The sequence below is a fragment of the Bradyrhizobium genosp. SA-3 genome (genome assembly GCF_004212635.1).
In the GTDB taxonomy this organism is placed as follows: domain Bacteria; phylum Pseudomonadota; class Alphaproteobacteria; order Rhizobiales; family Xanthobacteraceae; genus Bradyrhizobium.
This window is the reverse complement of record NZ_PSRT01000003.1, coordinates 44219-69227: the sequence shown is the minus strand read 5'-3', so window position 1 is coordinate 69227 and position 25009 is coordinate 44219. Positions and strand designations below refer to the sequence as shown.

Sequence of the window (25009 nt, the reverse complement as noted above, 5' to 3'; positions counted from 1 at the left end):
CGTTCGGAAACTCTGCCGCTTCTGTTATTGAACTCTGAAATGACCGCAGCAATGCGCGGCGATCCCGTAGTCGTACGGACGCAAGCATCGGCGCATCGCTAACAGAACATTAGCGTGCTTATCGGAATCCGGCTCCCGCCGGTTAGCTGAAGATGGCCTTAACTTTGTTCCAGAGCGAGGGGTGCTCGGCATCCGCATCCGCCTTCGAGGGTGTCGGTTGCGCGGCGCTCACGGGATCGGAGGCCGGGAACGTATCCTTCAGGCCGTCATCGAGCTTTGCGTTGCGATCGGCGGCGAGCGCTTCGCGCAGATCGTCGGCGTGCTTATCGTGCGGCGCAGGGTTGAATGTCTGAGCCATGAGATCCTCCTCGATTGGCTGGTCAACGCGGCGCATTTGCGCTGGTTCCCCTGTTCCGCTCGGGCCTCTCACGGTGTATCAGGAACCTCAATCTGCATCAGGACAGCTCGTGCCCCAGTCTGCGACAAAGCCCTTCATCGACGTGCTCTCCGGCCAGCGCCAGGCCATCCCGCCCATGTGGATGATGCGGCAGGCCGGCCGCTACCTGCCGGAATATCGCGAGGTGCGCGCCAAGGCGGGCGGCTTCCTCGATCTCTGCTTCACCCCGGAGCTTGCCGCCGAGGTGACGCTGCAGCCGATCCGAAGGTTCGGCTTCAATGCTGCGATCATCTTCTCGGATATCCTGGTAATCCCCTATGCGCTCGGCCGCTCCGTGCGTTTCGAGGTCGGCGAAGGCCCGCGGCTCGAACCGCTGGATGATCCGGCGAAGGTCGCGACGCTGGCCGCGCGCGCCGACTTCTCCAAGCTCGCACCGGTGTTCGAGGCGCTGCGGATCGTCCGCGGCGCGCTCGCTCCCGAGGTGGCCCTGATCGGCTTCTGCGGCGCGCCATGGACGGTGGCGACCTACATGGTCGCCGGCCAGGGCACGCCCGACCAGGCGCCGGCACGCATGATGGCCTACCGGCATCCGGAGGCCTTCGCGCAAATCATCGACGTGCTGGTCGACAACTCGGTCGAATATCTGCTGGCGCAGCTCGCCGCCGGCGCCGACGCCTTGCAAATCTTCGACACCTGGGCCGGCGTGCTGCCGCCCGCCGAGTTCGCGCGCTGGTCGATCGAACCGACGCGGCGCATCGTCGAAGGCGTGCGCGCGAAGGTGCCGGATGCGAAGATCATCGGCTTCCCGCGCGGTGCCGGTGCGCAGCTGCCAGCCTATGTCGAGGCAACCGGCGTCAACGCGGTGAGCATTGACTGGACCGCGGAGCCGGCCTTCATCCGCGAGCGCGTGCAGAGCAAGGTCGCCGTGCAGGGTAATCTCGACCCGCTGGTGTTGATCACTGGTGGCGCAGCGCTCGACCGCGCGGTCGACGACGTGCTGGCGAATTTTGCGAAAGGACGCCTGATCTTCAATCTCGGCCACGGCATCCAGCCGGAAACGCCGATCGCCCATGTCGAGCAGATGCTGAGGCGCGTGCGGGGCTGATTTATTTCGACCAAGGGGCGCGGCAAAACAAAAAGCTGCGAAAACAACCCCATGCACAGTAGACAAGTCATTGAAAAGTCTTGGCCGGCATGACTCACCCCGCGCGTTTGACACGTCGGGCAAAACAGGCGCAGGATGGCACCATCGCCGATTGTGATTTCGCGGGCAGGCTCAGCGCGGCCGGCTGCGCTCGATGATCTCGGCGGCGCCCCTGGCCAACAGATCCAACGCTACAGCACGACCGAGCTCGCGCGGGCGATTGGCGGGGCCAGCGCGTGAGGCTTCGATGATGGTGTTGCCGGAGAGGTCGAGCACGGATGCGGCCAGCGACATCTGATCACCGGCAATGGTCGAGAACCCCGCCACCGGCGAATTGCAGTGGCCGTTGAGCACCCACAGCACCTCGCGCTCGGCATCGGCGCAGGCGTGCGCGGCGGGATCGTCGATCGATGAAAGGATTTTCCGCGTCTGCCAGTCCTGCGCGGCGCATTCGACCGCGACGATGCCCTGGCCCGCCGCAGGCAGCATCTCCGCCGCGGTGAATTCGTAGGCGATGCGGCTGGAAAGACCGACGCGATCGAGGCCCGACCGCGCCATGATCAGCGCATCGGCCGGCCCCACCGCACCGCCATCCGGCAGGCGCTGCTTCTCGCCATTGTCGAGCTTGCGCACGCGTGTATCGGCGGCGCCGCGGAAGTGGATCACCTCCACCTCCGGAAACAGGCGCCGCGCATAGGCGGCGCGGCGCACGGCGTTGGTGCCGATCTTGAAACCCTTGCCGCGGGACTGGCGCAGCGCCTCCAGCGTCACGCCGCCGCGCAGCACCAGCGCGTCACTGGGCGGATCGCGCGACAAGGTGGCGCCGATGACGAGGCCGGGCGTGTCCTCGTTGCCCGGCATGTCCTTGAGCGAATGCATCGCCGCCTGGAGCTCGCCCGACAGGACGGCGGCGCGGATCTGCGCGACGAAGGCGCCGCCCTTGCCGCCGTGGGCCAGGAGCTTGCTGGTCTGGTCGAGATCGCCCGTCGTGTCGAACTTGACGATCTCGACGTCGAGATCGGGCACAGCGGCGGTCAGGCGGCGTGCGATCTCTTCCGTCTGTGCCAGCGCCATCGCGCTCTTGCGGGTGCCGATCTTGAATCGCGTAGCCAAGTCCTGATCCTTTCGAGACACGTCATTTTGTTTGAGCATGATCTTATCGGAAAACCGGTTCCCACTTTTCCGGATCATGCTCTAACGCGCATCCTCCAATATCATGTCGGAGGCCTTTTCGGCGATCATGATGATCGGCGCGTTGGTGTTCCCCGACACGAGGTCCGGCATGATCGAGCCGTCGACGACGCGAAGGCCGTCAAGCCCCCTCACCTTAAGCCGCTGGTCGACCACCGCGAGCGCGTCATTGCCCATACGACAGGTCGAGGTCGGATGGTAGATGGTGCTGCCGCGCTCGCGGCAGAAATCCAGGAGCTCGGCGTCCGTGGATACCTTCGTGCCGGGATCGACCTCGCCAGCGACGAACGGCTTCAGCGCCGGCGCGTTCAGGATCTTGCGCAGGATCTTGAGGCCCTGGACGTTGGTGGTACGGTCGGTCTCGGTCGACATGTAGTTGATGCGGATTTCCGGCGGCACGGTCGGGTCGGCACTTCTGATGCCCAGGGAGCCGCGGCTTTCGGGCCGGAGCTGGCACACCGACGCCGTGAAGCCGGAGAAATCGTGCAGCTTCTCGCCCATCTTGTCGGTCGAGAACGGCAGGAAGTGCACCTGGATGTCGGGCGAGGCCAGCCGCGGGCTGGTCTTGAAGAACGCGCCCGCTGTGCCGGCCGCGATCGTCAGCCAACCCTTCCGGAACAGCGCATAGCGCGCCCCGGCCATCGTGCGGCGCAGCGGATGATTGATCGTATCGTTGAGCGTGATCTTCTGCGAGCAGCGCATCACGATGCGGACCTGCATGTGGTCCTGGAGGTCATGGCCGACACCGGGTGCATCGAGCACCACGTCGACGCCGTGCTTGCGCAGGAGATCGGCGGGACCGACGCCGGAGAGCTGAAGCAGCTGCGGCGAGTTGTAGGCCCCGCTTGACAGCACGATCTCCTTGCGCGCCCGCGCGCGGCGCAAGGCCGCGCCTTGCCGATATTCGACGCCGACGGCGCGGCGCCCGTCGAACAGGACGCGGTGGGCGTGTGCGGAGGTCTCGATCTTGAGATTGCTGCGCGTCTTGGCCGGGCCGAGATAGGCCACCGACGTCGAGGCACGGCGGCCATTGCGCGTCGTGGTCTGGAACAGGCCGACGCCTTCCTGCGTGGCGCCATTGAAGTCAGGATTGTACGGCAGACCGGTCTCGACCGCAGCGTCGATGAAGGCTTTCGACAGCGGATCGGTCACGATCATGTTGGAGACCGGCAGCGGCCCGCCGCTGCCGTGATATTGATCGGCGCCGCGCGATTGGCTCTCGGCCTTCTTGAAGTAGGGCAACACGTCGTCATAGCCCCAGCCGGTGTTGCCGAGCTGGCGCCAGCGGTCGTAGTCCTCGTGCTGACCGCGGACATAGAGCAGGCCGTTGATCGAGCTCGAGCCGCCCAGCGTCTTGCCGCGCGGCTGGAACACCTGGCGCCCCTTCAGCTCGGGCTCCGGCTCGGTCTGGTACATCCAGTTGACCGTCTTCTCCTTGAACAGCTTGCCGTAGCCGAGCGGCACGTGGATCCAGATGTTGGAATCCTTCGGGCCGGCTTCGAGCAGCAACACGCTGTGCTTGCCGTTCGCAGAGAGCCTGTTGGCGAGCACGCAGCCGGCGGAGCCGGCACCGACGATGATGTAGTCGAATTCGGGTTCGGACGGCGCGAGCGAGGAATTTGCGTTCATGCGCTACTGTTCTTTTTGTTGGTGTTGGCGTTTCCGTTTCGTCACTTAGCACAATCATGCACGCAGGCGCAGCGCCTCGACCAGCGACCTGAACGCACGGGCATATTCCGCGCCCGCCCTTGCGATATCGGCGCGTCCGGCGCAGGCGACCGCGGCTTCCGTGACGGCGCCGAGCATCAGCCGTGCCAGGGGCTCGACGGGCTGGCGCGCGATCAGGCCGGCCTCCATCGCCGCCGCGATCGCGCGCGGCAGCTTGCCGCCAAAGTGCTTGGCGTCGATCTCGCGCCAGCGTTCCCAGCCGAGCACGGCGGGCCCGTCACGCAGGATGATCTGGCCGGTGGGGCCCTTTGCGGTCGCCGCAAAGTAATGCTGGGTCCCGGCAACCATGGCGGCAAGAACGTCCTTCTCGGCGCGCGCGGCGCCGTCGATCTCGACGACCAGGTCGCGCGAGACCTGGTCGAACACGGCTTCGAACACCGCCTCCTTGGTCTTGAAGTGATGATAGACCGCGCCCTTGGCGATGCGGGCGGCGTCCGCGATCTCGTCCATGGTGGTGGCGGCGAATCCTTGTGTCCCGAACAGGCGGCGTGCCGCCGTCAGGATCGCTTCCATCGTCGCCGCGCGCCGTTCCGCCTGCTTCGCCATCAGTCTCGTCTAATCGAATTCGCAGCAAGCGGCCAGTTGACTTTTCGACCACCGGTCGGTATTTACCGACTATCAGTCTGTTTTTATTGTGAGGTGTTCCATGCCGAGCCGTGACATTGTCGAGGCGTTTGCGCAGCGGCTGGAAGCCGGAGACTTCATCGGCGCCATCGAACGGTTCTGCACGCCTGATGCCGTGACCTACGAGAACAACGCCGCCCCGACCGTCGGCCGCGACAAGCTCGTCGCCAAGGAACGCGGCGTGCTGGCGGCGTCCAAGGACGTCAAGGCCGTGCGTATCGGGCCGAGCCTGATCGAGGGCGACCACGTCGCGACTCGCTGGCTCTTCAGCTTCACCAATGCCGAGGGCGTCACGCGGACGCTGGACGAGATCGCGTGGCAGACCTGGCGGGGCGATCAGCTGATCGAGGAACGGTTTTATTACGATCCGAAGCAGCTGGGGCGGTGACCGCGCCTGCCTCTCGCCCTGCCACCGCTGTCATCGCCCGCGAAGGCGGGCGATCCAGTACTCCGAGACAGTTGTGATTGATCCGATAGGCCGCGGCGTACTGGATGCCCCGCCGGAGCCTGTCATCGGGCTCGCCGGAGGCGAGACCCGCTGGCGGGGCATGACAGCGGAGTTAGGGGGGCCGCCTCTTTCTTCCTGCCATCACGCATTTGTATCGATTTGTTATCGATACCTTCGTTTGAACACGTAGAAGTGCTCACTCCCATTGCGGCAGCTAGGGATAATTCATAGTTCGTCAAAGGTTTGCAGCGAATTTTTCGCTTCTAGCCGGACAATCGGCCGATGCTGCTAGGCTCTCGAATGCGGACTCAAACGACCAGCTATTTCGCACGGCTGTTCGCCGGCGATCTGTCGGCCTTTGGCGGTCCCACAACCGACGAGGCCGTGGCCGGCCATATCCGCGCCGAGCAGATGTCGCTGGTGCTCGGCTATTCGGTCGGCATCATGCTCGCCAACGCCTGCAACGCCATCGTGCTGGCCATCGCGCTGTGGCAGTCGCCGGACAGGATGCCCGCCCTGATCTGGGCGGTCACCGTGGCGGCCGCCGCGATCGGATTCGGCGTGCAGTCCCACGCCGCGCGCCGCATCACCAAACCGCAATTCGTCTCGCGCCGCGCCATGCACCGTCTGGTGCGCAACGCCTTCATCCTTGGCGCGGCCTGGGGCATCGTCCCGGTCGCCTTCTTCGCCGATGCTTCGACCGGCGGCCAGCTCGTCATCACCTGCCTATGCTCGGGCATGCTGGCAGGCGGCGCGCTGGCGTTCGCCACGATTCCGATCGCGGCCATCGCCTTCACCGCGCCCATCTTCCTCGGCATCGCCATCTGCCTCGGCAGGAACGGCGATCTCGCTTTCCTGCTAATCGCCTTCCTGGTCGTGGTCTACGGCAGCGTGCTGCTGCGCGGCGTGTTCGTCAATTCGTTCGCGTTCGCGCGGCGCGTGATGCGGCAGATCGAGGCGGAGCGCACGGTGCGGCAGGATTCCCTCACCCATTTGCCCAACCGCGTCGCCTTCAACGAAACGCTCGATGCCGCGCTGAAGAGACTGGCGCTGTCCGGCGAGGAATTCGCGGTGCTACTGCTCGACCTCGATCGCTTCAAGGAGGTCAATGACCAGTTCGGCCATCCCGCCGGCGACGAATTCCTGGTCCAGGTCGCAAGCCGCCTGCAACGCTGCACGCGTGCGGCAGAGCATGTCGCCCGCATCGGCGGCGACGAATTCGCGCTGGTCATGAACAATTTGGCGCGGCCGGAAGATGCGCTCGAGATCGCCGAGCGCTTTGTCGCGGCCTTCACCGAGCCGTTCCAGATCGAGGGCCGCCAGATCGTCGGCGCGACCAGCGTCGGCATCGTGCTGGCGCCGCGCGATGGCACCACGCCGCTCGACATCATGAAGAATGCCGATGCCGCGCTCTATCGCGCCAAGAAGGCGGGAGCCGGCACGGTCTGCTTTTTCGAGACCAGCGACGACAGGGTGTCGCGCGACCGCAAGGCACTGCAATCGGACCTCGCGGGCGCGATCGCGAGGGACGAGTTGTTCCTGGTGTTCCAGCCGTTCCTCGATCTCGGCGACAACCGCATCACCGGATTCGAGGCGCTGCTGCGCTGGCAGCATCCGGTGCGCGGACTGGTGCCGCCGAGCGAATTCATTCCGATCGCGGAGGAGACCGGGCTGATCCACGAGATCGGCGAATGGGTCATCCGCCGCGCCTGCGCGACGGTGGCGCAATGGCCGGACGAGATCAGGGTCGCCGTCAATTTCTCCGCGGCGCAATTTCACAACACCGGCGTCCTCCAGACCATCGTGCAGGCGCTTGCTGATGCGAAGGTCTCGCCCAGCCGGCTCGAGATCGAGATCACGGAATCGATGCTGCTGTCGAAATACGGCTCGGCCGCATCGGTCCTGAATGCGCTGCTGGAGCTCGGCGTCACCGTGGCGCTCGACGATTTCGGGACGGGCTTCTCCTCGCTCACCTATTTGCGCAAGCTGCCGTTCAGCCGCATCAAGATCGACCAGTCTTTCATCAGCGACGTGTTGGTGCAGCCGGACTGCGCCGCCATCGTGAAGTCGGTGATCTCGCTCGCGCGGGACCTGCGCATCGGGGTCGTCGCCGAAGGCGTCGAGACCGCCGACCAGCTCGAATATCTGCGCCAGATCAGTTGCGACGAGGTGCAGGGCTATCTGATCAGCCGGCCGGTGGCGGCCGATGCCGTGCTGGCGCTGCTGGACAGCAAGAAGCATCGGGCGACTTACGCGGCGTAGGTGGAAATTATAGTGGGCCTGAGAGCCGGCGATGAGGGCGGTGAGCCCCCTCTCCCGCTTGCGGGAGAGGGCTGGGGAGAGGGTGTCTCCGCAGAGGGACTCCCCAAGAGGAGAGAACCCTCACCCGCGCCTTCGGCGCGACCTCTCCCGCAAGCGGGCGAGGTGGAGCCCTGGGCGCCGTCCATTCCTCCTAACAGACTCCCGCTCCGGGCTTGCTTCAAATCGCGTCCGCCCGCAGCAGCGTGTCGACCGTAATGGTGCCCCTCGCGCGGGAGACGCAGGCGCAGATCTTCTGGTTGCTTTGCTTCTGATGGTCGCTGAAAAAGACGTCGCGATGGTCGATCTCGCCGTCGACCGCGACCACGTCGATGGCGCAGAGACCGCATTCGCCGCGTTTGCAATCATACATCACATCGTGGCCGCTGGCGTTGAGCACGTCAAGCATCGAGCGTTCGCGTGGAATCTCGAGCTCGACATTCGAGCCCTTCAAGCGCACCCGGAACGTCTCGGTCGGCAGCGTGCCGCTGGAGCCGAACGTCTCGTAGCGCAGATCGGGAAGCGGATGGCCGGCGCCGATCCAGGCGTGGCGCGCGGCATCGAGCATGCGCATCGGGCCGCAGAACAGCGCGAGTGTCCCTTGAGGCAGTGAGGCGAACAGGGCGTCGAGATCGAGCCGGTTGCCTTCGTCGCTGGCATGAACGACCAGACGATCGCCGAGCAGCGCGGCGAGATCGTCGAGATAGGCAGCTTCGCTGCGCGAACGCACGGCATAGTGCAGCGTGACGTCAGCGCCGCGGCGGGCCAGCGCCTGCGCGGCGCCGAGGATCGGCGTGATGCCGATGCCGCCGGCGATCAGACAATAATTTTCGCGCGCCCAGTCCACCGCAAGCAGCGAGGCGGGCTGCGTGATGTCGAGCCGCGCGCCTGGCGCTAATTGCCACATGTAGCGCGAGCCGCCGCGGGAATCCTCGGCGCGGCGCACCGCGATCTTGAAGCCGTGGGACGAAGCTTCGCCGACCAGCGAATAGGACCGCGTCTCCGGCAGACCGTCGATGCTGACGCTGACATTGATATGGCTGCCGACCGGATAGGCCGCACCGTCGAACTGATCGGGCCGAATCAGGAATTCGCGGATGCTAGGTGCGAGATCGCGGGTCGAGACGAGCGTCGCCGGAATCCAGGTTTCGATGAAGCGCATGGTGATTGCCTCAATCGGTTGCGGTCTTGATCAGCGCGAGCGCCGGCAAGAGGTCGAGATGGGTCCGGTTGCGCAGCGCGAGCCGCAGGTTTCGCACCGCGAGCCGCGCATGCTCGCGCATGACGGCCTCGGCCCGCGCGCCTTCGCGGTTCTCGATGGCGTCGATCACCACCCGATGATGCTCCTGCCCGATGATCAGGATCTGTTGGGCCTCCGGCAGCGCCGACTGCGCCATCACGAAGCCGCTCGGCGAGGCGAACGGCAGCGCCGAGGCGCGGTCGATCTGCCGGATCAAGGGCGGGCTGCGCGATAATTCCGTGAGCAGGGCGTGGAAGCGCGCGTTCAGCGTGACGTAAGACGAAAATGCGTCGACCGAGATCGGCACCTGGCGCAGCAATTCGTCGATCGCGGCGAGGCACTCCTTCAGCGGCTCGAGCTCGCGCGCGGAGACGCCGCGCTCGGCGGCAAAGCGCGCGGCGAGGCCTTCCAGCGTGCCGCGCAGCTCGATGGAGTCGGAGATATCGCGCTCCGAGAACGCCTTCACCATGAAGCCGCCGGAGGGGATCGCCTCCAACAGGCCCTCCTCCTCCAGCCGCACCAGCGCCATGCGCACCGGCGTGCGCGAGGCGCCTGTCGTCTCCACCGCCTGGAGCTCGGAGATGCGCTCGCCCGGACGCAACGAGCCCGACAGGATCTGGTCGCGCAGCGCGAGCTGCGCCTTCACGGTCTGCGAGACGGAGCGGTCAACCTCACGTTCGGCCATAGTCTACTCCGCGGCCTGGAGATGTGTTGGCGCGTTTTCCTTCGCCACCATGCGATCGATCAGCTTGCGCGTCCACATCGCGCCGGCGTCGATGTTGAGATTGTAGAAGATGCGATCGGGGTTCTCGTCCATCGCGCGCTGCTGCGCTTCGAGGATCAGCTCGTCCTCGTGGAAGATGCCGGAGACGCCCTCGCGGATCTCGGTGGTGATGCGCTGCTCACTGATGCGATAGTTGCGCACGAAGGCCCAAAAATAATGGCAGGTCTTCTCGGTCTCCGGCGTGATCGTGTTGAGTACGAAACCGTTGACGCCTTGCGAGCGGTCGCCTTCCGGCGCGCCGGTGCCCGTCGGCGCCACGCCGACGTCGATGGCGATGGTGCACGGGGCCTCGAAACGGATGATCTGCCAGCGATCGACGAGACCGGGCTTGCCGAGCTGCTTGGCCCAGAACGGCGGCGGCTCGATGCCACGCATCCAGCGCGTCACCGTCACCGTCTTCTCGCCATGGGTGACGTCGAACGGCGCCTCGGCCACCGCATCGTTACCGATGGAGGAGCCGTGCACGAAGGTCTCGTGGGTGAGATCCATGAGATTGTCGAGCACGAGGCGATAGTCGCAATTGACGTGGATGGTCTTGCCGTCGCCGGCCCAGGCCGGATCGTGATTCCAGTGCATGTCCGGAACCAGCGCGGGATCGGCCAGCGCGGGATCGCCCATCCAGAGCCAGATGTAGCGGTGACGCTCGACCACGGGATAGGCGCGCACACAGGCGGACGGATTGATGGTCTCCTGCGAGGGCATGAAGGTGCAGCGCCCTTGCGCGTTGTACTTCAGGCCATGATAGCCGCAGACGACGGTGTCGCCTTCGAGCCGGCCCTTGGACAGCGGCACCAGGCGGTGCCAGCAGGCATCCTCCAGCGCGGCGACCGAGCCATCGGCCTTGCGGTACATCACGATGTGTTTGCCGCAGATCGTCCGCGGCAACAGCGCCGGCTTCACCTCGGCATCCCAGGCGGCGGCGTACCAGGCGTTCATGGGGAAGGGTTTTGTCATCGGTCTCGCTCCCACGGGCTTATGCATACGTTATGTATACAGTAATCGAGAGACGAAATTGTTCAAGCACAAAAGTGCTGTACCTAATTACCTTTCACTGGATTGCTGTATACATATCCAACAATCGGTGTCATTCCCCGCGAAGGCGGAGAATCCAGTACACCGCGGCGGTCATTCTTTCAGACAACTTCCGCCGCGGAGTACTGGATCGCCCGCCTGCGCGGGCGATGAGACCGGAGGATACGGCACGCCCTCCCCTGGAGAGGCGGGAGCGAGGCACCTGCCTCTGGGCTCCCTACGCCCCGAACACCTTGGCCAAGCCCGCCTTGGCCTCTTCCTGAATCCGCGTCAGGTGGTCGGTGCTGCGAAAACTCTCGGCGTAGATCTTGTAGACGTCCTCCGTCCCCGACGGCCTGGCGGCGAACCAGCCGAAATCGGTTTCGACCTTGATGCCGCCGAACGGCTGGCCGTTGCCGGGCGCCTTGCTCAGCGTAGCGCGGACGGGATCGCCGGCGAGATCCTTCAGGCCAAGTTGCTCGGGCGTGACGGATTTCAAAATGTTCTTCTGCGGCCCGGTGGCGGCGACGTCGATCCGCGCGTAATGGGGCACGCCGAACTCGGCGGTGAGGTCATTGAAGAGCTGGCTGGGATCGCGGCCGGTCTTCGCCATGATCTCGGCGGCGAGCAGGCCGAGGATGACGCCGTCCTTGTCGGTGGTCCATACCGTGCCGTCGCGGCGCAGGAACGAGGCCCCTGCACTCTCCTCGCCGCCAAAGCCGAAGGAGCCCGTGAGGAGGCCGTCGACGAACCATTTGAAGCCGACCGGCGTCTCGACCAACTTGCGACTAAGCTTTTTCGCAACGCGGTCAATGATCGAGCTCGATACCACGGTCTTGCCGATCGCGGCATCCTTGCCCCAATTCGGACGGTGCGCGAACAGATAGGAGATCGCGGTCGCGAGATAATGGTTCGGATTCATCAGGCCGCCGGTGCGCGTCACGATGCCGTGGCGGTCGGCATCGGTGTCGTTGGCAAAGGCGACGTCGAAGCGGTCGCGCATGCCGATCAGGCTCGCCATGGCGTAGGGCGAGGAGCAGTCCATGCGGATCTTGCCGTCCCAGTCGACCGTCATGAAGCGGAAGGTCGGATCGATCGCCTCGTTCACGACGGTGGCCTTGAGGCCGTAGCGCTCGATGATCGGATGCCAGTAGTGCACGGCGGCACCGCCGAGCGGATCGATGCCGATCGTGACGCCAGCGGATTTGACCAGGTCGAGATCGACGACATTGCCGAGATCGGCCACGTAAGGCGTGATGAAATCATAGGCGTGGACGTTCGCGGATTTCTTCGCCTTGGCATAGTCGATGCGCTTCACGCCCTTCAGGGCGTCGGCGAGATAGGTATTGGCGCGCTTCTCGACCACGCCGGTGACGTCGGTGTCGGCGGGGCCGCCATGCGGCGGATTGTACTTATAGCCGCCGTCTTCGGGGGGATTGTGCGAGGGCGTGATCACGACGCCATCGGCGATGCCGCTCGTACGCCCCTTGTTGTAGGAGAGGATCGCGTGCGAGATCACCGGCGTCGGCGTGTAGCCGCCGTCCTTGTCGATCATGACGTCGACACCGTTGGCCGCGAACACCTCGATGGCGCTGACCAGGGCCGGCTCTGCCAGCGCATGGGTATCGATGCCGATGAAGAGCGGGCCGGTCAGCTGCTTTTCTCTTCTATAGTCACAAATCGCCTGCGTGGTCGCGAGGATGTGGCCCTCGTTGAAGGTGTTCTTGAACGAGGTGCCGCGATGACCCGAGGTGCCGAACGCGACCCGTTGCGCGGGGTCGGCCGCATCAGGCTTGCCGGCGAAATATTCCGTCACCAGCCGCGGAATATTGGTGAGCGCGTCCGGCGAGGCCTGCTTGCCCGCCGCGGGATGAACATCAGCCACTGAAATACCTCGTCCTGTCGAAAGCGATCGCGGGACACATTAGCATCGGCCGGCACCCCGCCAAGGGCACAACACGCGCGAGGGAACAGGCGTTCCCTTGGGTCAGCTGTGCCACAACCTCCGGCGTCGTCCTGGCGAAAGTCAGGACCCAGAGCGCGCGCGCGTGATAGCCTTGCCGCACCGCAAGGCCGGTTTGTTAACTCCAAAGCTCTATCACAGACCCATGTTGTGGGATCGGACACGCTTCAATCTCGGCGCGACGTGGGGACGCGTGGCGGTCGCTCTGCTTTTGTCGGCTCCGATCTGCGCGCAGGCCAAGGACGGCGGTCCGGACGAGCCGCGCACGACGGCGGCGCTGCCTGACGGCGGGACGGAGCTCGGCGCCGGAGAAACGCCGGCATCCCGCGCCGAGATCCGGAAGATCATCGAGAGGGAAACCGCAAACACCAACTTGCCTGCCGACATCGCCGAAGCGGTGGTCTTCGTCGAGAGCGGCTACAACCCGGCCGTGATCGGCAGCGTCGGCGAGATCGGGCTGATGCAGGTGCGGCCCGAGACCGCCGCGATGCTGGGATTCCATGGAAGCAATGCTGAACTGGCAGAGCCGGACATCAACATCCATTACGGGGTGCTTTATCTCAGCCAGGCCTGGCGTCTGGCGGGCGGGGATCTCTGCCGTGCGCTCATGAAATATCGGGCGGGTCATGGCGAGGAGACGATGACCCCGCGGTCGCAAGTCTATTGCAACCGGGCCCGCAACCGGCTTCTCGCGATGAACTCGGCCTCGCTGAACGTCGAAGCCGTGGCCGTTCCGGCTCCAGCGCCCCCGGCCATTCCCGCGGCGCCGGCAAAACTGGCAAGTGCACCGAAGATGTCGACGCAGCCCAAAGCCGTCTATGCCCGATACCGTCAGGGCACGGCCGCCGCCAGCCGCGCCTATTGGGCCGCACATGAAGCCCGGATCAGCCAAATCAAGGCTCGCATCGAAGCAAAATGGAAGCGCGTCGCATCGCGTTGACGGCGATGCTGCCGGTGTCTTGTTGTTTGAGCATGATCTTGTCGGAAAACCGCTTCACACTTTGCGCTAACGCGGCCCTTCGGGTCCGGATCATGCTCTAGAGCCGCTCGCTGAGCGCGAGCTTGTAGCCGACGCCGGTGACGGTCGCGATCACGGGCGTGCCGCTGCCGATGAGCTTGCGGCGCAGCCGCGCCACCAGCGCATCGACCGTGCGAATGTCGACCTCGGCCTGGCGGTTGCTGACCACCTCGATCAGATAGTCGCGGCTGAGCGGCCTGCCGTCGGCGCCGACCAGCGCGGCGAGCAGGTCGAATTCGGCGCGGGTCAATGCCACCGGCTTGCCGTCGCTGCCGAGCAGCTCGCGCCGGGTCAGGTCGATGATCCAGTCGCCGAACGCGATCGAATTGTGGTTGCGCGCCGCCTTGCGATCGAGCGAGCGCCGCCGCAGCACGCTGCGCGCGCGCGCGAGCAAGTCGCGCAAGTTGATCGGCTTGGTGACGTAATGGTCGCCGGCGATCTCGAGGCCGAGGATGCGATCGACATCGGTATCGCGGCGCGTCACGAAGATGATGCCGGCGTTGCTGGTCGCCTGGACCTCCTTGGCGAGCTCGAAGCCGTCGCCGTCGGGCAGCTGCACGTCGAGGAAGACGAGATCGGTACGCGCGCGCAGCGCCTGGCGGCATTCCGCGCAGGAGCCGGCGCCGACCACGTCGAAATTGTTCTCGTCAAAATAGCCGACCAGCATCGTCCGCGTCACCGGATCGTCTTCGACGACGATCAGCCGCTCGCGGCCGGCGGGACGCAATTCCGGACGGGCGGAATCGGCCACGACCTTGGATGTCCTGTGTGCCTGCGGCCCGTCCTGGAAATTCAGGTCGTCGCGCAACGCGCTGTCCTGTGAACGCCCATTCACGACCTATTCGAGCCCCCGAAATTGCCTGCCGCGATACTAGGCGTGTTGTGATGCCCAAACAATATTGGTCATGGTCTTGACGCATTAAGTATGAATTGGCCCACAATTCTCATCCCGCGCATAATCGCGCCAGCCTGATCCGCACGGCCGCCGCGAGCCGACATAACCGACAACCGCGCACAGTCAGCTCCGGACAACCGCCGTTAAGGTAAAAGACGCCTTCGGCTTCGGAAACGCCGGCCCCGCCTCTATGGTCCCTCCGCTCGCAGATACCAGACCATGGAGAAGGCGTGATGCAGGGGCAAGCCCGCTTGGCAGCCGGTCGAACCAAAGAAGGCGCAACGCCCTTCGGCCGTTCGCACACGCTCGACTTGCTGCGCGGTCTTGCCATTGCCGGCGTGATGGCGATCCACGTCTCGCAGTCGTTCCCGTCGCACATCGGCGCCGTCGACTTCGCCTTCATGTGCGGCTGGACCGGCGTCAACGTGTTCTACTTCGTCAGCGCCATGACGATGTGCCTGATGTGGACGCAGCGCACCGAAACGAATCCGACGCGCAAGTTCTACATCCGCCGTTTCCTGCGCATCGCGCCGCTGTTCTGGCTCGCGATCCCGGTCTACCTGCTCGTCAACGGCACGGGGCCGAGCGCCAACGCTCCCAACGGCGTCGGACCGCTTCAGGTGATCCTGACCGCGACGTTCCTGCACGGCTTCTGGCCGGACAGCGTCAACAGTGTCGTGCCGGGCGACTGGTCGATCGCGGCGGAGATGACGTTCTATCTGGTCTTTCCGCTCCTGATCACCGCGTTCGGAGCACGCCGTCATCTCTATCTCGCGCTCGCGATCGTGCTGCATCTCGTCAATGTCTGCCTGTTCAAGCCGTTCGCCTTCGCGCTGTTCTCGGCCTATTACGGATCGGGCAACGAAGCTTTCGTCTGGACCACGCTGCACATCAGCTTCCTCAACCAGCTTCCGGTCTTCCTCGTCGGCTGCGCGCTGTTCTTCTCGCTGCGCGACGGCTTTGCGAAGTCGGATGCCGCGGTCTTCGCCGTCTTCATCGCACTGTCCTGCATCGCCGACCGCGCCACCGGCTCGCATGAATTCAACTATCTGATGATCAATCTCGTGCTCGGTGCGCTGGTCGCCGGCTGCATCCGCCTCGCACTCCGCTGGCGGCCGATCGAGGCGCTCGGCCGCAATTCCTATTCGATGTATCTGTCGCACTTCGCGGTGATCTATGGCCTGCGCCAGATCTGGCCGCTCGCGGACGGGCTGGTCTCGCTGCTCATCGCCTATGCGGTCACCGCCGCGCTCAGCTATTTCGTCGCCCGCGCGACCTGGCATCTGGTCGAGCGGCATGCGCAGGATCTGGCGCACCGCCTGACGTCCGCGAGAGCGGACCGATCAACCATCCGGCCGACCCTCGTCGCCACTGCGGCCGGCGTCCGCTGAGCGCCCTGCTCCGTTCCGGCGTCGGCCTTGATGCGGCTTGCTTAGCTTGCCGTGTTCAAATCTACTGTGAAAGATTTTCACGCTGGAGGTGGCGCCATGGAGGTCATACTGCTCGGCACCGGCGGCCCGCGCCCGGATCCTCGCCGGATGGCGACGACCACGCTGATCAGGCTCGGCGACGAGAACATCCTGATCGACGCCGGCCGCGGCGTCATGCTGCAGCTCAGCAAGGCCGGCGTGCCGCTCGGCGCCATCAACACGGTCTTTCTCACCCATCACCATTTCGACCACATCGGCGACCTCTACGATGTGATGCTGAATTCATGGATGCATGGCCGCAAGGACGAGCTGCGCATCTATGGTCCCCCGGATACCGAACGGCTGGTCAATACGCTGATCACGCAGGTCTACGACAAGGACATCACCTGGCGGGATCGCGGCGAGCCGACCTTCGGCGGCTGGAAACCGGTGGTTGCAACGGACATCGTGCCGGGTCCCGTTCTCGACACCGGCCGCTGGAAGATCAGCGCCGAGTTCGTCTCGCATGGCGACGGCCTCGACATGCCGCCGGCCTTCCTCCAACGCTGGATGTGTCTCGGCTACCGCTTCGAGGCGGAGGGCAAGGTCATTGCGATTTCCGGCGACACGGTCCCCTGCCCCGGTCTCGAGCGACTGGCTGAGGGCGCCGACCTGCTGGTTCAGTGCTGCTTCCTCGCAACGCCAGAAATCAACAACGAGCACTTGCGCCGGCTTGCGAAATTCACGATCGCCTGCGGCGATACGGTCGGCAAGGTCGCGGCCAAGGCCGGTGTCAAGAAGCTCGCCCTGACCCATCACCGGCCGCGCACCGACGATTCCATGCTGAGCGCGCTGCTCAACGATGTCCGGCGGGACTACTCAGGCCCTGTCGTGCTCGGCGAGGACCTGACGCGCATCGAGGTCCGAGGACGTCGCTCTAGGACGATCCGACTTCGATCCGGAACGACAAGCGTTCTTCCGCTCCCGCCGCGATATGCATCAGGCCGGGCTTGTCGGTGAACTCGCCGTCGAAGCCGGCGGGACTGGCATGGCCGCGCCAGGGCTCGATGCAAAGGAACGGCGCGCCCGACGGTTTCGACCAGACGCCGAGCTCGCGAAAACCGCGCCAGGACATTTTCAGCCACGGCCCGGTTGATGCGCCCTGCCCGGCGGCATAGCGGACCGAGCTGCTCTCGATGCGGTCGAAGATGATGGCGTCATCCACGAACAAGGCTTCGGACAAGGGCAGCGATTTATCTTTGACCGGACTTGGTGCCGTTGCCGCGCGCAGCAAGCCGCCGTCGAGACGGCGGACGGGAGACGATTCCGCGTTCGCAAAGGTCAGCGCATAGCTCTCCTTTGCCAGTCCGGATTGCAGCGGCCAGTTGAAGGCGGGATGACCGCCGAGCGACGCCGGCAATGTCTCCTTGTCGGTGTTGGCGATCGTGAACGTCAGATCAAGGCCGGAATCGTCGATCGCATAGGCAGCGGTGAGCCGGAACGCGAACGGATAGAGCGCACGCGTCGCCTCGCTGTCTTCGAGCACCAGGGTGCAGCGGCTCTCGCCGCGTTCTGCCCACGCAAAGCGGCTGTCGCGCGCAAAGCCGTGCTGGGTCATCCGATACGTCTTGCCCCGGTGCCGCAATTCGTCATTGGCGAGGCGCCCGACGATCGGAAACAACAGCGGCGCGTGGCGCGGCCATTCCGGCCCCGCCTGCCAGACGAATTCGATGCCGCCTCCGTCTTTGAGCGAGCACAGCTCGGCGCCGTGCGCCTTGATGGCCGCGCTGAGCCGGCCGCTTCGAATGGAGTGGGTTTCATCGCTCATGCGCGACCTCTACACCGCGATCTGATACGCAGCAAGGCGGCACCAGCGGAGGCGTGACGGTCATCGATGGCGCTTGCTTGTACAGAGCGTTGAAACGTAACAGAGAATTTGGTGTGGACCATCGCCAGCTCGACACAGCGGCTACGCGCAGCAACTCGCATGATCAGCGCCTAGGTTGTCACACCGCCGGACCTTCGGAGCAGTCGCGCTAGGCCGAATACAAAAGTAAGCCGCCGAGGTCCGCAACGCCCTCGACTTTGCCACAGGACTGAGGCGCAGCCGCGAACTCGAGCACCGAACATACCCTCGACCCGCAGTCCCAGATGTCCCAGCAGGACGTCCTTTCAGGACGATGCGACCGGTTTAGACTCAGCACGACGGGATACCCCAGCGCCGGTGAGCTCGTCGGAATTGGAGTTACGCAACAGGAACAACGACCTCCAATCGCCTTGATGGCCAAATTCGATATAACGATAGCTCAGCGCACTTAGCAGGATCGTTATTGCAAGATACGGAAATGAAAGTCGAAGCGTGTCTTGCAACGGAGACGTATCGGGCGGGATCATTTCAACCATGATGATCGAATGCCACGCATAGATACTGTAGCACATGCATCCGACGACTTGAATTGGCCACGCCTCGAACAAGCGATTTGCGGACCATGCCCCGCACAACACCGCCAGCAGCACCATGGAAAACCCGGCGCAAAAGATCGTGGCGTAGAGAATGCTCACAGCCCAGGGGCCGTTATCCTTGAGATATATGGCGGCAATCATCAGCAGCAGTCCGGGCAGCAGCCCGCGCGACTGAAATCTCCTTAGTGAAACGCTGTCTCTGGACTTGACGTAGAGATCGCAAACCAACATTCCGAAAATGAACTGGTAACACGACCCAAATATTCCGCCCACAAACGGGCGAAACATCCCAATCCGATCCACCACGATAAGATGCCCAGCCACCACGAAAGCTGAGCAGATGACGACGCTCAACAGCAACAGTCTTCGGAGGCCGAAGCGCGCGATCAGAAGAATCAGCAGCGGAAACAAAAGGCTGAACCAGATTTCAACGCCTACGGACCACAATACGGGATTGGAGGGGGGCATAAACCCGTGCGGCACAAAAATGAAAAGCGTAGATAACAGTCCGCCGAGCTCCAGATACCACGCATGCGATCCAGCGGGCGACTTGGCATGAAGTGCAACCGTCACGAGGACAACCGTATAGTAAAGTGGAAGCAACCGGGCTGCGCGATGCCAATAGAAATGCGGGAAGTCGGCGAGCCGATCGATGACTCGCTTCTTTGTGCGATAGGGCAGGTACAGAACGAATCCGGAGAGCACAAAAAAGATATTTACGCCCAAGAAGCCATGCTTCGCGACAATGGCCAGGAGACCATTCGGATCAAGTTCGCCGGGAAACGCCGGCGCGCTGGATGTAAACGGAACAAGCAAGTGAAAAAGGATCACCATCAAGATGGCGAGTCCGCGAAAACCGTTGACGGCCCCGATCTTCTGCGCGCGGCTGTCGGTTATGATGGCGGAACCTGGGGATTGTAACGACAAGACGGCGATCTCGGTATTCGTGGTTTCCTGTTTGCGATGTTCGCTACGTTGAGCGAGCTGTCAATCGATGGCTGTCGCATCACCCACGACACGTGCGATGCCAAATCGAAGGCGCATTGACCAGCAAATAGGCAAGTCACCGGATCGCGGGGATGCAGCGAATATCTCGTATCGCTCACGACGCGTCAGAAGTGCTCCTGAGGCGAGCGCAGCCCGACACGGATACGGCGAACGACGTGCCTTCAAATCGTCAATTACGGCATCTATCAACTACAGGATATAGACGGTAGCAGGTTAACTCTGAGGCAGAATTATGAGTGGGCGCGTATAGTTTTGATGGTTGGGCTTCTCATCATATTTGTTCTGCTCGCGATTGGCTTCGCGGCCGGCTACGGCACGCGTGAGCTGATCTCTCGTAAGCGGCACGCCGAGTACTTGAACTTGCAGCCCTACGTTTCGCCCGCGCTCAGAACCAGGCGACCAGCTTCGGATGAAAGCACCAGGGCGCGATACGCCACACCTCAACCCGCAATGACTGAGCAGACGAACCATGACATGCCTCAGTCGTTTAAACCCGTATCCATTCGGGAGCCGAAGCCAGTGAAATCCGGGCCTTCCGGCGCAAGCTTGCGTCTGATCGAGCCGCATTCCTCTGAGCCCGATACCAGATCTTTGCAGTCCGCGGACATTGAGCAGAGCCTCGAAGAGCTGGTCGGGCTCCTGCTGCGTAAAAGCCAGGGGAGCTAGGACTGGTCTCCTCCGAGGCGTCTTGGTCACAAGCCTCTTGCCGCATTTGCGTGTCGGCCTGTTGCCGAGGTCGACCGCCCGGGTGGAAAAGTAAGCCCCTGGAACCGAAAAGCACCCAGTTGTCAGCAGGAGAACTCCTGGATCCAGGAGACCGGGTCGACGTCCGAGCACGTTTTACGACAGAACCGCGCGCCCGCAGCGCAGCGGCAAGCGCACCAAAGATTGGCCGCGGCCGCGTAAAAGTGGTATGTTTTTAGCGGTTCTGTGGCTACAATACGGCCCGTCATGCGTCGGAACATCTCTGGTGCAAGAGCAGGAGGGCAGATCTTGGTCGTGCTGATGATCGCAAGCGCCGTAGCGGGTGTTCTTCTGGGGCGTTTTCTTCGCGCATACGCCCTTATTCCCGCAACGATGCTGATCCTGGTTGCAGCGTGGTATTTGGGTCTTGAGCAGGGTTTCGCCACGGGCGCGATAGCATTCGTCGCCAGCGCGGTAATTTTGCAAGTCGTCTATTGCGCGAGCCTGCTGATCTATCTGCTCATCGCGAACCTCTCGGTGCTCGATCAGGTGCAGTCGGAGGCATCACCGCAGATGCCTGAATCGCAAATCGCAGTCTAGTCAGCCCCCTATCATGAGCGGCCAGCGAGGATGTTGTCGCATGGTCCGTGCATTGTGACATCCTCCTGTAGAAGCTCCGCGTCTGCTTAATTGCCATGCAGATCATGCCGCAGGACCGCATTCCTGCCGTTGTGCTTGTGAGCCGCTTCGTTTACGCGGCATGATCCCGTGCACGAGTGATGCTCCGCAGAAACCGTTGGCCACAACTCTAATCTGCTCTCAACGGCTCGACAGATCTCCTGCACCCAACTGAATACGCGTATGATGCGTGGCGGAGGCTCCTTCCTTTGACTTTGATTTCGGCTCCTTGAAACCGCAGCGGAATGGCTGGCCAAATGCTTTTGGATGACACGAATCCGCGACAAGCTGGTGCGACACTTCACTTTATGACTTTATGCTCAAGACGTTTGGGAATGAATGGCAATGCAATCTATTTGGAACCGACGCGAAACCGCCGGCCGATAGTCCTCGATTGCAAATAAGAAGCGCACATTTGTAGCTCGCCGCGGGCTTATGAGGCTAGATCAACCCGCTGGGACAATGTGACCGTCCATAGCACCTATATTCGCCGTCTTTATCGTAGATAATGCAGATGTGATCGGTTGGCTGGAAAATCTAAAATGGAATTGCTGGCGAGAGCAGCGGCGGGCGGCAACCGCGCGCGGAACGCGTTACAAGGGTCGATCGTAAGGGGTCAAGCGGCTGTCGCACTTTTGACGCCAACGCGATCACGGGCCAAGCATCCCGATCCAGTCATTCACCGGATTGATAGCAGGCCGCTCGACTTCGGCGCCGATGAGATCGTGGCTGTCGGCAAGCTTCGCAACGAAATGCTGCGATTACCCGATTTCCTGCGCCACCATCGCCGGCTCGGGGTCGGACGTTTCCTCGCGATCGATGATCGTTCGGATGACGGCACGCGAGCATTCCTACTCGATCAGCCGGATGTTCACGTGTTCGAGATCCGAGAGCCCTTTGCAGAATCAAGTGGTGGCGCGCGTTGGACCAGCGCCGTGCTCGACCAATTCGCGCCAGGACGGTGGGCGCTGACGCTCGACGCAGACGAACTCTTTGTCTATCCCGGTTGCGAAAATTTTGATCTTCGATGGCTGTGCCGATATCTGGAGAGCACCGGCGCAGATTGCATGACTGCGGAGATGGTCGATATGTATCCACGCTGGCTCGGTGGCCCGGAGCGCTACCATGCCGGTGAGAGCCTCGTCGCGTTCTGCCCCTACTTCGATTCAGATACCTATGTGAAGCGCCGTCGGCGCGGCTTTCCGACCAACTACCTGGTGGGTGGTGCGCGAGCGAGGTTGTTTTATGACGAACCGATGCCGCCGAAGATCGCTCTTTACGACGCACTTGTGCGGTTGCTTGAGCCATACGGGCTGGCGCGGCTGCTGCCTGCGGTTAACATCACGCGCTGGCAGCCACCGCTGCTCACTAAAGTGCCGCTCGCGCGCTGGTTGCCCGGCCGTCGCTATATCGCCGCCGGTCACCTGATGGCCCCACCAGGCAAGCCAGGCGATGTCACAGGCGCCCTGCTCCATTTCAAATTTCTCCACGACTTCACCGACAAGGTCGCAATCGCGGTCCGCGAGGGCAATTACTATCTCGGATCGGTCGAGTATCAGCGTTACGCGGAGCGGCTCGATCAGAATCCGTCATTCGAGCTCATCTATCCGAAAAGCCTGATCTACCAATCATCCGACGATCTTGTCCGTTGCGATCTGATGCGTCTCTCTCCGGCCTATCAGGCCGCGACGCGATAACCTGACCCACCGCTTCTTGTACACAGGAGGCGCGCTGGAGCCTTCCTCCAAACGTCATCGGACCCCGTCGTTGTGCTTGATGTTTTCGTCGGAAGGACCGACCGGTAGCCGCTGTTCCGGAGCATTGATCTCATCGATCAGCTTGCGGCCGAGAAGCCGAAGGAGAAGCTTCCTTCCGCGCACCAGTGCCGGATAAAGTGCCCTTGCGAGGCGTGGCCGGGAGAACACGAGCCGATTAAGGCGATTGAAGACAGTCGCCTCCCCGGCAAGCGTTGCCAGCAGATGCATTGCATCGGCCCCATAGTAATGCCGCCCACGCCAGCGAACCACCATGCCTTCATTGAGATCGAGATTGCGGGCGCGGATATCGCCTACGATTGGATGCTCCGAACGCGCATCGATCAGGTGAATGCGCTGCCCACGCTCCCGCAACTGGTACAGCAGAACATAGCGGCTGCATAAGGGGCATTCGCCGTCATATACCACCCAGATATCGTCATCACTATGGGTCAATTCGATAATCCGTACGCTTCCGAACGTCGCGCACAAGCTTGCCCTCCGCCAGACCGAGGCATACTGAGTCCACCACATAGTGATAGGCGACAATATCGTCCATGGTCAGCTTGTTGAATTCGCCATACAGCCATGGATTGGACAGCATGTGGTGCGGATAGGCATAAAAGCTGTTGTTGTCCTTCACCCAGGGATAGACACGGAAAAAGCGATCCGTCTCGCGGACCAATTTTTCCACGGCCTCCATGGGTACGCCTGTGTCCTGACGCGGAAGGATCTCCGGGCCGCAGGTGGTCGCGTCATGCCAAGTCGCAAGATCGTGGTTGTTGCCGCCAACGCGAGCCCGGAAATGATTCTCAGGGATGTACATGGTTCCGGTCCCGATCATGTACGAGTAGATGCCGAAATACGTGGAAGGCGCGAGAACCTGGCGACCATCGCGGGTCTCGACGAAAAGCCGCGGGCTTGCCAGCTTCGGCCCGTCCAGCCATCCGAGATGATTGGTGTAGAAGAAGAACCGGCCGCAGATGACGGTCACGACCATCACAACCTTCATCGCCGGGGTGAATCCATCACGCGGCAGCGTCCGCGCCGCGGCTACGATGAACAGGTTGAGCGCAATCCAGAAGAAGAACAGAGCCCCGAGCGTGAAGTACACGCCGATGTGGAAGATGTCGAACAGCAGGCAGAAGAACGACAGCGCGCGCGTCGAGATCGCAGCCAGGGGCGACAGGAGCTGGGCACCCAGCACGAAGACGTTGAAGATCAGCTGGTTGCTCGCGATCGCGTCCCAGATCGTCTGCAACGCGCCCGGCCATAGGCCGAGCGGGGCGTCGCCGCGTTCGAGTCCCATCAGGATTGAGATTTGCGTGGGATTTGCGAGCAGCCAGGTCCATGGCTTCTCGCCACCAGCCTGCAGCTTTGAGATTCCCGACCAGAAATAGCTGCCGAGATGCGCCCCGACGGCGCACGCCCAAATCAAGCCATAGGCGCGATCGCGAAGCTGCTTCACGTTATCTGCGGAAGCGAACAAAGTTCGCAGCCACGGCACGCGATCCATCACCCAGGCGCTGGTGAGGACGATCGTGCCGAGCACGCCAAGGACGGCGAAGTTACCGACGTCGAGCATCCCGAGATAATCGGTCTCAGTCACGAAGATGCCGGACACGACGCTCACCATTTCGCGCCATGCATGATAGAAGTAGAACAGCGGCACCAGAAATGAAGGACGCCAGATCGCGGCTATTCCTGCCACAACCGCAAGCACCGCACCGTAGCGGAAGAACAGTGCTTTGTCGCTCGAACCGAACAGGATGTTAGGAGGCCCTGCGAAGGGCCCCAATGAATCGAACAGCAACTGCACGAAGATCGTCATTCCGATCGCGAAGGCGGTGATCCGCAATGGCGGCGAGAAATCACGGTAGCGAATGGAGCTGAAGGCGAGTGCGCCGGCAAATGCCAAGCAAACCAGCACCAGAGCGTAAATGTCAGACCAGCGCGCGAGATGCGTGACGGCCCGCCGCGAAATCGCAGAAAGAATGACGGCTACTGCAAGGAGGAAGAGAGGTCCGGCAAGCGACGCGACGCCAGACCGCGCTCCTTGCTGTGATGCAACGGTATACAACGTCATCCCGTGTCGGACCTCCGGAGCTTCGTCATCGAGATCAGCCGAACATTATAGAATCACGAGCAGTCTGCAAACATCGCAAGCGCAGCTTGCCCTTCTCCTGATGTGAGTGCTCACAAAATCATCTCACGGGAACCTCAGCACTGCGGATTGAAATATGACAAACTGCGGGCATTGATGTGACCACAA

The 25009-nt window shown here is 62.9% G+C and carries 21 protein-coding genes; 8 read left to right on the top strand and 13 right to left on the bottom strand.

Annotation, left to right across the window (positions count from 1 at the left end):
• Positions 1-142 precede the first annotated feature (142 nt).
• Positions 143-358: a hypothetical protein gene (locus tag CWO91_RS01455; RefSeq protein ID WP_091898984.1), complete on the bottom strand. Its 216-nt coding sequence runs from the start codon at positions 356-358 to the stop codon at positions 143-145.
• A 109-nt stretch (positions 359-467) separates the two neighbouring features.
• On the opposite strand from CWO91_RS01455, the gene hemE reads away from it, so the two are divergent.
• Positions 468-1502: a uroporphyrinogen decarboxylase gene (hemE, locus tag CWO91_RS01450; RefSeq protein WP_130211943.1), complete on the top strand. Its 1035-nt coding sequence runs from the start codon at positions 468-470 to the stop codon at positions 1500-1502.
• Between the two features lie 171 nt (positions 1503-1673).
• Here hemE and hemC read toward each other — a convergent pair whose 3' ends face one another.
• The 3 genes from hemC to CWO91_RS01435 all read right to left on the bottom strand — a co-directional run bounded on the left by hemC (position 1674) and on the right by CWO91_RS01435 (position 5006).
• On the bottom strand, positions 1674-2654 hold the full coding sequence (gene hemC / locus CWO91_RS01445) for a hydroxymethylbilane synthase (protein ID WP_130211942.1): 981 nt from the start codon (positions 2652-2654) through the stop codon (positions 1674-1676).
• Between the two features lie 81 nt (positions 2655-2735).
• Positions 2736-4361, bottom strand: a complete 1626-nt coding sequence (locus CWO91_RS01440) for a GMC family oxidoreductase (protein WP_130211941.1) — start codon at positions 4359-4361, stop codon at positions 2736-2738.
• A 54-nt stretch (positions 4362-4415) separates the two neighbouring features.
• The gene (locus CWO91_RS01435; RefSeq protein ID WP_130211940.1) at positions 4416-5006 is read right to left on the bottom strand and encodes a TetR/AcrR family transcriptional regulator; all 591 of its coding nucleotides are present in this window, start codon (positions 5004-5006) and stop codon (positions 4416-4418) included.
• 100 nt (positions 5007-5106) lie between these two features.
• On the opposite strand from CWO91_RS01435, the gene CWO91_RS01430 reads away from it, so the two are divergent.
• Together CWO91_RS01430 and CWO91_RS01425 are read left to right on the top strand one after the other, a co-directional pair.
• On the top strand, positions 5107-5472 hold the full coding sequence (locus CWO91_RS01430) for a nuclear transport factor 2 family protein (protein WP_130211939.1): 366 nt from the start codon (positions 5107-5109) through the stop codon (positions 5470-5472).
• Between the two features lie 360 nt (positions 5473-5832).
• A complete protein-coding gene (locus CWO91_RS01425; RefSeq protein ID WP_130211938.1) occupies positions 5833-7794 on the top strand; it encodes a putative bifunctional diguanylate cyclase/phosphodiesterase in 1962 nt (653 codons plus the stop codon).
• A gap of 217 nt (positions 7795-8011) precedes the next feature.
• On the opposite strand, the gene CWO91_RS01420 is transcribed toward CWO91_RS01425, so the two are convergent.
• The 4 genes from CWO91_RS01420 to pgm all read right to left on the bottom strand — a co-directional run bounded on the left by CWO91_RS01420 (position 8012) and on the right by pgm (position 12750).
• Positions 8012-8992 (bottom strand): PDR/VanB family oxidoreductase, encoded by a 981-nt coding sequence (locus CWO91_RS01420; protein ID WP_130211937.1) that lies wholly within the window; start codon positions 8990-8992, stop codon positions 8012-8014.
• A 10-nt stretch (positions 8993-9002) separates the two neighbouring features.
• A complete protein-coding gene (locus CWO91_RS01415; protein WP_008139252.1) occupies positions 9003-9755 on the bottom strand; it encodes a GntR family transcriptional regulator in 753 nt (250 codons plus the stop codon).
• A 3-nt stretch (positions 9756-9758) separates the two neighbouring features.
• The gene (locus CWO91_RS01410; RefSeq protein WP_130211936.1) at positions 9759-10808 is read right to left on the bottom strand and encodes an aromatic ring-hydroxylating dioxygenase subunit alpha; all 1050 of its coding nucleotides are present in this window, start codon (positions 10806-10808) and stop codon (positions 9759-9761) included.
• Between the two features lie 295 nt (positions 10809-11103).
• Complete coding sequence (gene pgm, locus CWO91_RS01405) at positions 11104-12750, bottom strand: phosphoglucomutase (alpha-D-glucose-1,6-bisphosphate-dependent) (protein WP_130211935.1); 1647 nt, start codon at positions 12748-12750, stop codon at positions 11104-11106.
• 223 nt (positions 12751-12973) lie between these two features.
• Here pgm and CWO91_RS01400 point away from each other — a divergent pair, with 223 nt between their 5' ends.
• The gene (locus CWO91_RS01400; protein ID WP_130211934.1) at positions 12974-13768 is read left to right on the top strand and encodes a transglycosylase SLT domain-containing protein; all 795 of its coding nucleotides are present in this window, start codon (positions 12974-12976) and stop codon (positions 13766-13768) included.
• Between the two features lie 97 nt (positions 13769-13865).
• On the opposite strand, the gene CWO91_RS01395 is transcribed toward CWO91_RS01400, so the two are convergent.
• Positions 13866-14681, bottom strand: coding sequence for a response regulator transcription factor (locus CWO91_RS01395; RefSeq protein ID WP_130211933.1), 816 nt, complete (start codon positions 14679-14681; stop codon positions 13866-13868).
• A gap of 293 nt (positions 14682-14974) precedes the next feature.
• Here CWO91_RS01395 and CWO91_RS01390 point away from each other — a divergent pair, with 293 nt between their 5' ends.
• Both CWO91_RS01390 and CWO91_RS01385 read left to right on the top strand, forming a co-directional pair.
• Positions 14975-16132, top strand: coding sequence for an acyltransferase family protein (locus CWO91_RS01390; RefSeq protein WP_130211932.1), 1158 nt, complete (start codon positions 14975-14977; stop codon positions 16130-16132).
• 96 nt (positions 16133-16228) lie between these two features.
• Positions 16229-17170: an MBL fold metallo-hydrolase gene (locus CWO91_RS01385; RefSeq protein WP_245471087.1), complete on the top strand. Its 942-nt coding sequence runs from the start codon at positions 16229-16231 to the stop codon at positions 17168-17170.
• On the opposite strand, the gene CWO91_RS01380 is transcribed toward CWO91_RS01385, so the two are convergent.
• Positions 17088-17978 carry an aldose 1-epimerase family protein gene (locus CWO91_RS01380; protein ID WP_130211931.1) on the bottom strand — a complete coding sequence of 297 codons (891 nt, stop codon included), beginning with the start codon at positions 17976-17978 and terminating at the stop codon, positions 17088-17090. The two genes, CWO91_RS01385 and CWO91_RS01380, sit on opposite strands and share 83 nt — an antisense overlap.
• A gap of 344 nt (positions 17979-18322) precedes the next feature.
• Positions 18323-19540: an acyltransferase family protein gene (locus CWO91_RS01375; protein ID WP_130211930.1), complete on the bottom strand. Its 1218-nt coding sequence runs from the start codon at positions 19538-19540 to the stop codon at positions 18323-18325.
• A 1074-nt stretch (positions 19541-20614) separates the two neighbouring features.
• Here CWO91_RS01375 and CWO91_RS01370 point away from each other — a divergent pair.
• A complete protein-coding gene (locus CWO91_RS01370; protein ID WP_130211929.1) occupies positions 20615-20905 on the top strand; it encodes a hypothetical protein in 291 nt (96 codons plus the stop codon).
• Positions 20906-21525: 620 nt separating this feature from the next.
• Positions 21526-22680: a glycosyltransferase family 2 protein gene (locus CWO91_RS01365; protein ID WP_091894099.1), complete on the top strand. Its 1155-nt coding sequence runs from the start codon at positions 21526-21528 to the stop codon at positions 22678-22680.
• Positions 22681-22734: 54 nt separating this feature from the next.
• Here CWO91_RS01365 and CWO91_RS01360 read toward each other — a convergent pair whose 3' ends face one another.
• Together CWO91_RS01360 and CWO91_RS01355 are read right to left on the bottom strand one after the other, a co-directional pair.
• A complete protein-coding gene (locus CWO91_RS01360) occupies positions 22735-23193 on the bottom strand; it encodes a thiol-disulfide oxidoreductase DCC family protein (RefSeq protein ID WP_244551273.1) in 459 nt (152 codons plus the stop codon).
• Entirely contained in the window at positions 23183-24655 is a 1473-nt protein-coding gene (locus tag CWO91_RS01355) for a hypothetical protein (RefSeq protein ID WP_130211928.1), read from the bottom strand. The genes CWO91_RS01360 and CWO91_RS01355 overlap by 11 nt, the downstream gene beginning before the upstream one ends.
• Between the last annotated feature and the right edge of the window lie 354 nt (positions 24656-25009).

What these genes read in the sequence shown, in the direction of transcription:
- CWO91_RS01380 (WP_130211931.1), bottom strand. Translation starts at nt 17,978, where the DNA reads ATGAGCGATGAAACCCACTCCATTCGAAGCGGCCGGCTCAGCGCGGCC.
- CWO91_RS01365 (WP_091894099.1), top strand. Translation starts at nt 21,526, where the DNA reads ATGGAATTGCTGGCGAGAGCAGCGGCGGGCGGCAACCGCGCGCGGAAC.
- CWO91_RS01440 (WP_130211941.1), bottom strand. Translation starts at nt 4,361, where the DNA reads ATGAACGCAAATTCCTCGCTCGCGCCGTCCGAACCCGAATTCGACTAC.
- CWO91_RS01390 (WP_130211932.1), top strand. Translation starts at nt 14,975, where the DNA reads ATGCAGGGGCAAGCCCGCTTGGCAGCCGGTCGAACCAAAGAAGGCGCA.
- CWO91_RS01435 (WP_130211940.1), bottom strand. Translation starts at nt 5,006, where the DNA reads ATGGCGAAGCAGGCGGAACGGCGCGCGGCGACGATGGAAGCGATCCTG.
- CWO91_RS01425 (WP_130211938.1), top strand. Translation starts at nt 5,833, where the DNA reads ATGCGGACTCAAACGACCAGCTATTTCGCACGGCTGTTCGCCGGCGAT.
- CWO91_RS01415 (WP_008139252.1), bottom strand. Translation starts at nt 9,755, where the DNA reads ATGGCCGAACGTGAGGTTGACCGCTCCGTCTCGCAGACCGTGAAGGCG.
- CWO91_RS01455 (WP_091898984.1), bottom strand. Translation starts at nt 358, where the DNA reads ATGGCTCAGACATTCAACCCTGCGCCGCACGATAAGCACGCCGACGAT.
- CWO91_RS01410 (WP_130211936.1), bottom strand. Translation starts at nt 10,808, where the DNA reads ATGACAAAACCCTTCCCCATGAACGCCTGGTACGCCGCCGCCTGGGAT.
- CWO91_RS01385 (WP_245471087.1), top strand. Translation starts at nt 16,229, where the DNA reads ATGGAGGTCATACTGCTCGGCACCGGCGGCCCGCGCCCGGATCCTCGC.
- CWO91_RS01400 (WP_130211934.1), top strand. Translation starts at nt 12,974, where the DNA reads ATGTTGTGGGATCGGACACGCTTCAATCTCGGCGCGACGTGGGGACGC.
- CWO91_RS01430 (WP_130211939.1), top strand. Translation starts at nt 5,107, where the DNA reads ATGCCGAGCCGTGACATTGTCGAGGCGTTTGCGCAGCGGCTGGAAGCC.
- CWO91_RS01420 (WP_130211937.1), bottom strand. Translation starts at nt 8,992, where the DNA reads ATGCGCTTCATCGAAACCTGGATTCCGGCGACGCTCGTCTCGACCCGC.